Source organism: Congzhengia minquanensis (assembly GCF_014384785.1).
GTDB classification, from domain to species: Bacteria; Bacillota; Clostridia; order UBA1381; family UBA9506; genus Congzhengia; species Congzhengia minquanensis.
Genome location: NZ_JACRSU010000001.1, coordinates 836,182 through 848,960, shown reverse-complemented (window position 1 = coordinate 848,960; position 12,779 = coordinate 836,182). Strand labels below are relative to the sequence as shown.

7 protein-coding genes are annotated in these 12,779 nt (G+C 45.4%); 6 read left to right on the top strand and 1 reads right to left on the bottom strand.

Annotated features, from left to right (window positions below; translation table 11 throughout):
- Positions 1-3: 3 nt before the first annotated feature.
- Positions 4-1,302, bottom strand: a complete 1,299-nt coding sequence (locus H8698_RS04030; protein ID WP_249311270.1) for a TrkH family potassium uptake protein — start codon at positions 1,300-1,302, stop codon at positions 4-6.
- 243 nt (positions 1,303-1,545) lie between these two features.
- Between H8698_RS04030 and H8698_RS04025 the strand changes: the two genes are divergently transcribed.
- The 6 genes from H8698_RS04025 to H8698_RS04000 all read left to right on the top strand — a co-directional run bounded on the left by H8698_RS04025 (position 1,546) and on the right by H8698_RS04000 (position 12,764).
- On the top strand, positions 1,546-2,598 hold the full coding sequence (locus H8698_RS04025) for an inorganic phosphate transporter (protein WP_177678198.1): 1,053 nt from the start codon (positions 1,546-1,548) through the stop codon (positions 2,596-2,598).
- A gap of 32 nt (positions 2,599-2,630) precedes the next feature.
- Positions 2,631-3,251, top strand: a complete 621-nt coding sequence (locus tag H8698_RS04020; RefSeq protein ID WP_177678200.1) for a DUF47 domain-containing protein — start codon at positions 2,631-2,633, stop codon at positions 3,249-3,251.
- Positions 3,252-3,320: 69 nt separating this feature from the next.
- Positions 3,321-3,866, top strand: coding sequence for a C40 family peptidase (locus tag H8698_RS04015; protein WP_283245365.1), 546 nt, complete (start codon positions 3,321-3,323; stop codon positions 3,864-3,866).
- 236 nt (positions 3,867-4,102) lie between these two features.
- On the top strand, positions 4,103-6,847 hold the full coding sequence (locus H8698_RS04010) for an S-layer homology domain-containing protein (protein ID WP_249311269.1): 2,745 nt from the start codon (positions 4,103-4,105) through the stop codon (positions 6,845-6,847).
- Between the two features lie 32 nt (positions 6,848-6,879).
- A complete protein-coding gene (locus tag H8698_RS04005; RefSeq protein ID WP_249311268.1) occupies positions 6,880-8,616 on the top strand; it encodes an S-layer homology domain-containing protein in 1,737 nt (578 codons plus the stop codon).
- Positions 8,616-12,764 (top strand): S-layer homology domain-containing protein, encoded by a 4,149-nt coding sequence (locus H8698_RS04000; protein WP_249311267.1) that lies wholly within the window; start codon positions 8,616-8,618, stop codon positions 12,762-12,764. The genes H8698_RS04005 and H8698_RS04000 overlap by 1 nt, the downstream gene beginning before the upstream one ends.
- Positions 12,765-12,779 lie beyond the last annotated feature (15 nt).

Below are 12,779 nucleotides of genomic sequence, written 5' to 3'. Positions count from 1 at the left end.
ATATTAACCAATTGCAATGTTGCCTTCCGGATAACGCACCTGCTGTTCATCAGCAAAATACCACACAGAAGCAATTGTCAGCGGCCCTAAGCGCCCGATGAACATAATCAACACAGAAAGCAGTTTGCTGGGAACCGAAAGACCCGGCGTAATTCCTGTGGAAAGCCCCACCGTGCCAAAGGCGCTGGTGACTTCAAACAAAATGTCCATCAAATTGAGCTGCGGCTCAAACACCGACATTAAATATGTACCAAGACAAACAGTTCCTGCGGCCAAAATGGTAATGACTGTGGCCTTTTTCAAGCTGTCTGCCGGAACGCTGTAGTGAAAAGCCGCGCTGCTTTTGTTGGTGGCAGCAGACTTTACTCCCTGCATCAGAACAAATAGCGTGCTGGTTTTTATGCCGCCGCCGGTGGAACCGGGGGAAGCGCCGATAAACATTAAAACCGTCAGCACAATCAGCCCCGCGTTGGAAAACTTGCCCAGCGGAAATGTGGAGAACCCGGCCGTTCTTGCGGAAACACTGTTAAAAAAAGCGCCGAGCCAGGTAATGTTTTCGGTGAGCTTTATTAAAATTGTGCCGGCAGCGATTAAAAACAGACTGACGGTAATAACGACTTTCGCGTGCATATGCAGCTTTTTAAAACGAAATTTGCAGTCCCAAATGTCTTTGATGACCAAAAAGCCAATGCCGCCAAATATAATCAGTCCGCAGGTTACAAGGTTTAACAAAATGTTGTCCTGATAAGGAATGAGATTTTGAAGACCGCCTAAAATGTCGAAGCCGGAGTTGTTAAACGCCGCCACGGCGTGAAACACGCTGATGCCCAGCGCTTGCCATGCCGGATAATCCTGAACGAATACAACAAAACTGAGCACTGCTCCCAAAAGCTCGAACACAAAGGTAGTGAGCAAAACGCCCTTTATAAACCGAATCATGCCTTTCCCGGAATCTAAATTCATGGCCTCCTTAATCAGGCGGCGGCCTTTTAGGTTTATTTTTTTGCCGATGGCCAGAATAATGCCGGCGCCAACGACCGTGACGCCCAAACCGCCTATCTGAATTAAAAGCGCCACAACAGTCCGGCCAAACACGGTGAAGGTGTCGGCGGTGTCTACCGCAATGAGTCCGGTTACGCAAACCGCGCTGGTTGACGTATAAAGCGCGTCCATATAGTTTAAATCAACCCCCTCGTTCACGCTGATGGGCAGCATGAGCAAAGCAGAGCCCAGCAGGATAATGAGTGCAAACCCCAATGAAAAAATACGTGCAGGGGATTGATTTTTAAGCACTTGAAACATAGTTAAACCTCCAATTGGCGAATGAACTTATTTTAGCACCCCTGAAAGCGCCTTGCAATATGCAGATTCGATTTTTAACGCAGTATTAACAATAACTTGCAACAAAAGAAAAAATAAACAGAACAATTAACAGTTTCTTTACATTTTTTTTGAAAATTTAGCGGCCAAATGATTTGCCAAAACACACAGAGTGTGATACAATTTGCTTGTGACTTTTTAAAACAAAAAAGTTAGGAGAACGAAATGACAACGGATATCTTTCATTATTTTGACTATCTTGCGGGCAACCCGCTTGCCGCGGTAACGGCGGTTTTAACCCTGGGCGTGATTTTGGTCAACGGCTGGACAGACGCGCCCAACGCCATTGCAACCTGCGTTTCCACACGCTCCATTAAGCCCAGGGCAGCCATTGTCATGGCGGCGGTGTTTAATTTTCTGGGCGTGCTCGTAATGACGGTGATTAACGCAAAGGTCGCCTCTACCATTTATAATATGGTAGATTTCGGAACAAATACCATTGACGCGGCAACGGCCCTTTGCGCCGCGCTGTTTGCAATTGTGGTTTGGGCAACGGCAGCTTGGGTGTTTGGCATTCCCACCAGCGAAAGCCATGCGCTGATTGCCGGACTTTCTGGGGCGGCAATTGCAATTCACGGCAACTTTTCCGGCATTAACGGGCACGAGTGGATTAAGGTAATTTACGGGCTGGTGCTATCCACCGGGCTGGGGTTTGTGTTTGGGTTTGTCACGGTTCGGATTGTTGAAAAGCTGTGCGCCGGCTGCGACCGGGTAAAAACCAACAGGGCTTTTCGGGCAGCCCAGAATTGCGGCGGCGCGTTTATGGCATTTATGCACGGCGCCCAGGACGGGCAGAAGTTCATGGGCGTGTTTTTGCTGGGCTCTGCGTTAAGCGCAGGGCAGGGTGGCGTAAACGAGTTCGAAATTCCCATCTGGCTCATGGTAATGTGCTCGCTCATTATGGCGCTGGGAACCTCCATGGGCGGATACCGAATTATTAAATCCGTGGGAATGGACATGGTGAAGCTGCAGACCTATCAGGGCTTTGCGGCAGACACCGGTGCAGCCCTGTGTTTGCTCACTGCGTCTTTAACAGGAATTCCAGTCAGCACGACCCACACGAAAACTTCTTCCATTATGGGCGTGGGCTTCTCAAAGCGCGCATCTGCAGTGAATTGGAAAATCGTAAAGGAAATGGTGCTCACATGGGTTTTGACGTTTCCGGGGTGCGGAATTCTGGCGTTTTTCATGGTGAAATTATTTATACGAATTTTTTAATACAGATTTGATTTGCAGAGGAGAGCAAAATTATGGCCAAAAAAAAGTTTGACTATTTTCATTATTTTAAACAGATTTCTGAAATTATTTGCGAGGCGGCGGAATTTTTACATCGCGTTCTGCGGGATTTTGACAGCAATGCCTTGCAGAAGAGCATTGACTACATGCACGAAATAGAGCACAGGGCCGACTGCGCAAAGCATGAGATGACACAGCTTCTTGCTCACGAATTTATAACGCCCATTGAGCGGGAAGACATTGTGGCCCTAGCCCAGGAGCTGGACAACGTGGTGGATAAGCTGGAGGACGTTTTGCTGCGCATTTACATGTTCGGCGTGAAAGCCATTCGAGAGGAAGCTGTTGCTTTTTCAGGCGTTATTGTTAAGTGCTCCGGGGAATTAGACAAAGTTATGGCGGAATTTAAAAATTTTAAAAACTCCGCTACAATCCGCGACGGCATTGTTGCTGTGAATCATTATGAAAGCGACGGCGACGCTCTTTTGGTGGAGAATATCCGAATGCTGTCTGCGTCCGCGGTTCCCGACCGGGAATTTTATATATGGACAGATATATATGAGCATTTAGAGGAATGTCTCGACGCCTGTGAAGACGTGGCGGATATTATTGAAAGCGTAATTATGAAAAATACATAAAAAAGGAATAAATGAAAAGCTTTTCTATTATAATGATATAAATTTTGTGCAGCCGATTCGGGGGCGCTTATGAATATCAGAACATATAAAAGCTTTTTTTTACCAATTTTTGTGATTTTGTCTGCAGCCGTCCTCTTTTTTTGTTCGGCGGAGCCCTCTGGCGCGGACGCAGAGCCGCAGGGGCTAAAAAAAACAAAGGGAGAGGAAATCGCGGCGTTTGCCGTTTCCATATCGGGCGGTTACTCCACCGAGGACAGAACCGGCCCGAAATCGTTTGACTGTTCCGGATTTGTGTATTATGTAATGAACCATTTCGGGGCGGACGTGCCCCAGGGTAACACACAAACGCAGCTATCGTGGGGCGAGCCGGTTGATTTTGAGGCGCTGAAAGACCACAACGATGTCGCAGGCCTTAAGCCTGGAGACTTAATTTTTTTTGACTATGAGCCCGACGGCGCGCCGAACCATGTGGGGCTGTATATCGGGGACGGGAAAATCCGGCACTGCTGGAATGGCGGCGTCTGCACCACGCCGCTTTCCGGAAATTTTTACAAAGGAGACGACAGGCCGCTGTACAGCGCAGTCTTAAGTGTCCGCAGAGCAAGCGTATCGTGACAAATTTGCCACGGTACGCTTTTTTTACAATATTTGTTTAGTCATCTAATTTATGACAATGACAAATAACAATAATTATTGTATTTATACAAGTATATCTCGGCGGGGAGTTGTCTTTTGTGCAATATTTATCAAAAAATATAGGATATAACAGCAAGATATGTGTTGCAAAAACGGGGAAATTAGTATAAAATATAGTTAGCATATTATATTGTAAAATGGATGGAGGAACAAAAATGAAGGAAATGAAACGTTTTGTGTCATTACTTGTTGTTTTGGCAACGTTAGCAGCTAGCGCGGCGTTTTCATCTTCTGTATATGCGGAAGACGCACAGGAAGAACTTCCTGTTGTAGAACTGACAGATGCAGACAGAGTGATTGTTGAAAAGTTAGAAGCTTTCGGAGCAATTACCAACGAGTATGATGACATTGGAATGTATGTGACCAGAAGGCAGATGGTGGATATTATCACCAAATATTTGCGCCTTCAGGTTTCCGGCACAAATCCAACGCAGTCACCTTTCATAGACGTGTCAGTGAAAGACGCATCTATCGATAAAATTACCGCACTTTACAATGCGGGAATCATAACCGGTGATGAAGCGTTGAAATTTCACCCGGACGACAATCTTACATACGACGAAGCGATTGTTTTCGTTGTAAATGCCGTAGGCCACAAGCTGTTTGCGGCCAGAGAGGGCGGATTCCCCACGGGGTATCACAGAATCGCAATTAAACTGGGCATGCTCTCAAACCTCAAGTTCCAGTCGGGCAGAGAACAAATTCCCCTTTGCGATGTGTATAAGCTGCTTGAATCCGCAATGGAGGCCGGCGCTGTAATACCAATGAACTTTACAGATGGCTCCGTTGACTACAGGGTGTCTGAAACAGAGACATTTTTAAGCGACACTTACGACATCACCGAATATAAAGGTATCGTAACGGGGAATGAAAACACACGTCTTACGTCTACGCTTTCCAACTTAACGGACGAGCAGATTGAAATCGATAACGTGGTTTACGACACACCAGGATATGTATATGCCACATCCTTAGGCCGTTCCGTTACATATTATTTAAGGAAGACGGCTGACAGTGACTTTGAAATTGCTTTTGTGGAAGAAAACACAAAAGTAAATAACCTCACTAAAGTTGACAGCAAAGATCTGGTTCCGGACAAAACAACGTCGAACCGCATCTATTACACAGATGAAAATGACAGAGAACGCCATATCAGTCTTGCGAACAACATAGACGTAATTTATAACGGCAAATGTTACAGCGGATACGGAAAAATTGAAAACGTGCTTCCTGAAGAAGGTTACATTGAAGCGCTGGACAACACCGGCGACAATACGGCCGAAATCCTTTTTGTTTACGCTTACAAAGACATTGTGGTAAATTCGATTGACACCTATGATGAAACCTTTACGGCAATGTATACAAACGAAAAGTTTGCATATGACTTCCAGGAGGATAAGGTACAGTTCTATCTGATGCCGGAAAACAAGAGAATTGGCCTTTCCAGCTTGAAACAGTGGGACGTTGCAACCATTATGGAAAGCAAAGGTTCTCCGAAATTGATTACGGTTTATGTTTCCAGGCAGACCGTAACCGGAATGGTTGACGAGGTATCCACCGATTTGGGTTATTTAATCGGCGGCGAATATTATAAAACATCAAACGACTACCAGGGCGGCGAAATCAAAGCCGGAATGAGTGCGGTGTTCTATTTAAACATCAACGGCAAGATTGTTGCTTCAGACCGCGGCGGCGTTACAGGAACACAAAACTATGCAGTTGTTGCCGGCTTGGATTATAACGAACAATCTGTCGTTTCAGAGATTCAATTAAAACTGTTCACACAGGATGGTACCTTTATTACAGCACCGCTGAAGAGCACCGTGAATATTGACGGCAACAGATACACAACATCTGGAAGCGGGTTTGAAAACATATTGAAAGTGCTTTCAAACGGCTCGAAGAACAGCGAGGGAAATTATTATATTCATTCCGCTTATGTGGTGAGATACACCATTTCAGACGGAAAAATCAGCTATCTGGATACCGGCAAGACAGGTGAAGAAGGAAAACTCCGTGAGTTTGCAGCCGGAACCAGCTTTTTGTTAAGAGACAATGGTATCATGAGACTTACAACAAATGATGCCGGAACAAAATATGCAAGATATGTTCCGAACGAAGCATATATCTTCTTAACGCCTGGTGAAGGAAAACTGGACGAAACGGAGAACTATAAGGTTCAAAGAAATTTAAAAGCGAATTATTATTACAGACAGAGCGGCAATTATACGCAGGTTATTGAAGATTATGTTGTGTATGATTTGAATTCAAGTGATATCAATGTGGCCGATGTTGTCCTGCTTCGCGGATGCAGCGTTTCAGAAGGCATTAGCAGTAACACGTCTAAATTTAATGTGGTAACAAAGATTACAAATGCAGTTGATGCCGAAGGTAACGCAACCAAGAAAATTTACATGAATGAATCGGAATCAGTGATTGTATCTGATAAGGTTGAATACAGAAAAGGCAATGATGCAAAGTACACAGAAATCAAACCCGATGAAATTTCAGGTATCATTAAACCTGGTTATGTTATCCAGTATGGTACAGATGAAAACGGTTATATTGACGCCATTGACATTATGACAGAGTATAACGCCGAAACGGGAGCGATCACGCCGTTATTTAGCAGCAGCCCCATTGGTGACGGAACAGATGGTTACAATAAAGTTATGGGTGTGGTTTCTAATAACGCAACGGATAAAAACCTGATAACATTTATTGACGGAAGCGGTACGGAGAATATGGTCTACACCGACTCACCCAGTGTTGTAATCTACAGACCTAAAACAGAAAAAGCAACAACAGGCGACATTAATTCTATTACTGTCGGTGACACCATTGTGGTACGTCTTCAAAAATATGTAAATGCAGCAGAAATTATTGTATTTAAACAGTAGGCTTAAAGCTGCGGAAGGAGGAAAACATGACAATGAAAAAGTTTCTATCGGTTATTTTATCTGCGCTTTTCATGTTTGTTTCCATGCTCTCTGTTTCAGCCGCACAAGCAACGGCGGAAATTGGCATCAGCCTGGACCTGTTCAAGGTTGATGTAACGGTTACGGCAGATGCTGCTGCAACCGGCGAGGTCACGGCACAAATAACAGATACAAAGGAAAGCACCGGCGCTAAGGTGCTGGGAGGTATGGACCAGACCCATGAATATACCCTCACAGACGATGGGAAATATCAATATCAGTTCCATTTTAAAATGCAGCCTACTCATGAAACGGGTACTTATTGGGTTCATGTAGGCGGTGGTGTTGAAACTATCGTTAAAGAGTTTCTGTTCATTAACGTTTTCGACAAAATTGATTTTTATAACAAGCTTGATCAGGCAGTAAAGGAAAACGACGGGATTTATAATCTCATTACGGGCGAGGACAGCAAACTTACATATGACCTTACCGAGTATAAGGCACTATCTCAAGAAGTTCGCCTCTTAGTGGATGAAAAAATTGAGGCGATTGACCTTGCGGCCACAGAAGCAAATATTGAAGAAATAGAAACCCGTTTTACACAAGAAATGGACGCAGAAATGCTGCTTGCCAAAATTGCTGATGCAAACGCGGTTAATTGGGATGCAACGGTGAAAACAGCCATTGAAAAGAAGTTATTAGACGGAACATATTATGATAAATTAACTTCTGCTGTTGTAATGAACTATTTTAAGAGTGAAGGCAAACCAACCTTGGAGCAGGAGGAACTTTCTCTTGCCTTTGATAAGGCTTGTATGCTTGCTGTAGAAGAGGAGCTCGACTACATTTCACTTAAGGATGCATTTGACTATTACCTGGAAAAAGACATTATCAGCATCAATGAGTCCAATTACAAAGAAATTTTTGATAAAAAATTAGAAAACGACCTGTTTAAAAGTCTTAAAAACAAAGAAAGCAAATCAATCAGCGCATTGGAAAAGGATGCTGACGACATTATGAAAGATTTGCTTGACGGGTATGAAGAAGATGACGGCAATACCGGCGGCGGAGGCAGCGGTGGCGGTAGCAGCGGTTCCCGTCCCTCCGGTTCGGGTTCTAAGAACAACAATCCCGGTTCCGGCGTTGTTGTTGATGGAGATGCGAACAACACCAATACGAACGACAAACCGTCTTATAACACAAACTTCTCTGATTTAGACTCTGCTCAGTGGGCAGAATCCAGCGTGAAGTACCTGGCTGGGAAAGGTGTGGTATCCGGCAGGGGAGACGGCAAGTTCTATCCCAACGATGTTATGACAAGAGAAGAATTTGTAAAACTGATTGTTTTAGCATTCGATGTTTATGATGCCGGCGCAGAATGCGAATTTACAGATGTGAGCGCAGACGGCTGGAGTTACCGCTACATTGCTTCTGCAGCAAGACTTGGCCTTGTCACGGGCAATGAAAATAATGAATTCAATCCTTCCGGCAGCATTACCAGAGAGGATATGGCGGTTATCATGCACCGCGTATATAGCTTATCCGGCTTAAACAGCCAGGCTCAAGCGCTTGACTTTTCAGATGCAGACAGCATCTCTGGCTATGCCAAAGAAGCAGTGGGCGTTTTAACAGGCGCACAGATCATCAATGGTATGGGAGACGGCACCTTTGCGCCTAAGAACGCTGTTACACGTGCGCAGGCCTCAAAGGTCGTTTATGAACTCCTCATGTTAATCGGAGGTGGAAATTAATGAAAAAGAAGTTACTGAGCGCACTTTTAGCGGCGGCTATGGTGGTGACGGCAATTCCGTCGGCAATGGCTGCAAAAAAAGACCCAACAGCATCCGGCGGCGAACAGGTCAACATATACCCCTGGGGTACATTTGATTCCGCAGAAGAAGTTGCAAAAACAACAAAAACCGGAAACGCCACAATTTCTTTTCAAGATGGAGGCGCCGGGGGCAGCAAGGGCTGCACAAAGGTTGAAGTTAAGGGAACCTACGGCGGTATTAGAATCCCTGCTCCCTTTGTTGTGGGCGAAACCTATGATATTTCGTTCGATTTAAAGGCAGACAAGGCAGCTGCAATGAACCTGATTTTTCAGTTCAGCGATGGCGGCTGGTATTACATCACCCGCAGCGGACAGTTTAATACAAGTTGGAGCAAATTTAAAATTACATGGACCAACGCAGGTATCAACACACAAAATGTACAGACGTCGGGGGCGGGACAGTTTGAAATCCGTTACGGCGACGGCACACAGCTGGAAACCTATTATATTGACAACTTTACCTGTGTGCCCCACGGCGATGTTCCGGCGGACTACAGCAGCGTAATGGGCGGCAGTTCAAACAAACCCACACAGCCCAGCAAGCCAGTTGTGCAGGAGCCGGTTTCTGTGACACAAGTGAACTTTGAAGACATGCAGAACCACTGGGCAAAAGACACGGTAAACACATTGGCAACCTATGGTTATATTGAAGGAATCGGCAACAACCAGTATGCGCCGAATTCCGACCTGACAAGAGCGCAGTTTGTAAAAATGATTACAGACACATATCATCTTACCGCCCCGAAATATGACGGCGCGTTCTCCGACGTTAAGGGGGATGAGTGGTTTGCATCCAGTGTGACCATTGCTAACAAGCTCGGCCTTTTGGATACGGCACTGACCGTTGGCGGCACCTTTAAGCCCGACCAGGCAATCACCAGGGAAGAAGCGGCGTCTATTGCCGCAAAGGCCGCAGTTTCAAAAGAAGCGGAGAAAACAGCAGAGGTTTCGGGCTTCACAGACGATGCAGACATTACTGTTTGGGCGAAAACGGCAGTAAAAGATGCGGCGGAATATGGCCTCATTAAAGGCTATGACGATGGTTCCTATAAGCCGAAAAACCACATTACAAGAGCAGAAGCAGCACAGATTTTAATGAGAGTTGCAGAATTTTCTACCAAATTTAATGTATATGTTGACGCAGACAACGGCAACGACAATAACGACGGAACGGCAGAAGCACCGTTAAAGACGATATATGCCGCCCGCGACATGATTCGTAAAATTACCGATACCATGTCAAATGACATTAAGGTTTTAATCCGCGGTGAACATTATTTGGATAGAACCTTTGAACTGACGGCAGAAGATTCCGGTAACAACGGTTACAGCATTATTTACACCTCTTGGGGTGACGAAAAGCCGGTTCTGTCTATGGGGCAGAAATATAAAGGCTTTGAACTTCACGATGCAAGCAAAAATATTTATAAAGTATATGTAGGAAAAGGAACGGTAACAAGACAGGCATACTTTAACAACGTTAAGGGCATTCGCGCCAGAAGCGTTGCCGGCCTTACCAATCCGGAATACATTGACAAAACATATTATACCTCGGAAGATACAGAGTTTTTAGACTTTGCATATCCGGATGAGCTGGAATTTGTGTTCCATGTAAGCTGGTGTAATCCCCGCGCAATTATGGAAAGCATCACCGACATGGGCAACGGAAAAGTGAAATTTACACCGGTTCAGGACGAGTGGAAATATGTTCAGGTCAGGGTTAACACAAAACTTGGCCAGGATCAGCAGTTCCCGTCTTATGTTGAAAACGCATACGAGCTCTTAGACCAGGAGGGCGAGTGGTACATGAACAGCCACGATGGTTACATGTACTATATCCCCAAAGCAAACGAAGACATTAAAAATGTAGAACTGACCGTTCCCCAGGGCGAAGTTCTGCTGAAAGCAACAGGGAAATCTGCAAAAGAGCCTGTTCACAACATTAAATTCAACAACATTGAGTTTGCAGACACAACCTGGCTCCGCCCGACACAAGTGGGCGGTCACGCAGACGCGCAGAACAACCACATTCGTGAGAACGGCGACAAAATGCCCGGAACGGCAATGTTGGTTGAAAACGGCCAGTATATTGACTTTACAAACAATAAGTTTACCAGAATGGGTATTACCGGCCTGCAGCTGTTAAAATCCATCAAGCATTGTAACGTAATTGGCAACGAATTCTTCGATATTGCCGGAACAGCAGTTTCCTTAGGCGGTATTCAAGACGGTGCAAATCCCGCAACGCCGGAAGAATTCAATGAATACAACAAGGTGAACAGCAACTATGTTCATAATGTGGCAACGGAATATATGTCTGCTGCGGCAATTTCCGCGGCTTGGCCGAGATATACGGAGCTGAACCACAACGAAATCGTAAGCGTTCCTTACTCCGGCTATCACATTGGTTACGGTTGGGCATCTTATGCCGACACCGGCACAGCAATGTATGATTTAGAGGTTGGCTACAACTATATTCACGAGGTTAACAACGACAGAGTTTATGACGGCGCACCAATTTATACCCTTGGCGCTTCGTCTTTAGAATCGAAGAACTTAAACAACCGCATGGTGGGCAACTACATTGAGAATCCCAGAAACCCATATGGCGCGTTGTATCCGGATGAAGGTTCCACCTATTGGCACCTTTACGACAACGTAACCGACATGAGCGACATCGATCAATGGGAGTTTAACTTTGTTGAATCCCCCTGGGGCAAAGACCAGTATACCTGGCTGCACATTCACACAGGCAGCATTCAGCACAACACGGTTGAAAACAACTATGCAACAACCGACAAGTACAGAGAAAACGGAACAGATAATATTGTAAGAGACAACATCACCGTTCCGGATGCCGAATGGCCGGAAGAAGCACAGGAAATCATCAATAACGCCGGAATTGAGCCGGAATATGCAGATAACTTCCCCGACGGTCCGCAGTCGTTTGTTGCAAAGAAAAGGGCATATACGCTGGGCAAGGGTGAAACTGCCAAACTCGACGTGAAGGTTACCGGCCGTCATCAGAAAGAATATCCGCTTTCTGATTTCTACACAAAATTCTATTCCAGCGACCCGTCTGTTCTTACAGTGGACGATGAAGGCAACATGAAAGTTGTTGGTTCGGGCGTTGTTTGGGTTATGGGTGTAGCAGAGGTAGACGGCAGACTCCAGACCAAACAGTTCCAGGTATTTGCAGGCGATGACTTTGATTCCATCGGCATAAATGTCAATGCGCTGAACATGATTAAGGACTATACAACTACCGTATCGGTAACAGGTAAAACCACTTTCGGTAAAGACGTTACCATACCGAGCGAAAGCATTACAATGACCTCGGCGGACGAATCGGTTGCAACCGTTGCTGCGGGAGGCAAAGTAACCGCTGTCGGCACAGGTGAAACCACAGTTCACATTAAGGTTACTTATGGCGAAAAAACGTTGGAAAAGGATATTCCTGTAAAGGTAATTACCTATACGCAGGAAGATTCTTTAGAACTTCCCTATGAAAAAGCTCCGTCAAACTTCTTTACCACCGCAGGGTGGAGAGGCACTGGCACTGTTTCGGGCGGCAGTATTAAGATTTCGGGCAGTCCGTCATTCTATACCGGAAGCAAAATTGATAATAAGCTGATTGCATTCGACATGCAAATCAACAATCCGAACTCGTGGCCTTCCATAACGTTCTGTGCGCAGGATTCCATGGGAAGCTATAAGACAGATTCAACCTATATGATTGGCTTTAAAAAGGATCATATTGAGCTTCAGCGGTTTAATAAGGGCGAACGTACCATGATATTCGGCAACGACCCGGCATTTACCCCGGTGGGCGGCCCCGGTATTCCGAACCCGGAAGATGATCCGGTATATGAATACGGCAAAACCTGCAGCGTTATTGTCGGCGCGCTCGATACCGAAGAAGGAACCAGAGTTGTTCTTACAATTAATGGTGAAAATATGTTCGACTTCCTCGATACGGACGAAAATGCGCTTCCTGCAAGCGGTTACTTCGGCATTTACAACCCGGGTGACTTCACATTCTCGCCTTACAGCGGTAAAACAAATTAATTTTGTAAAGAACAG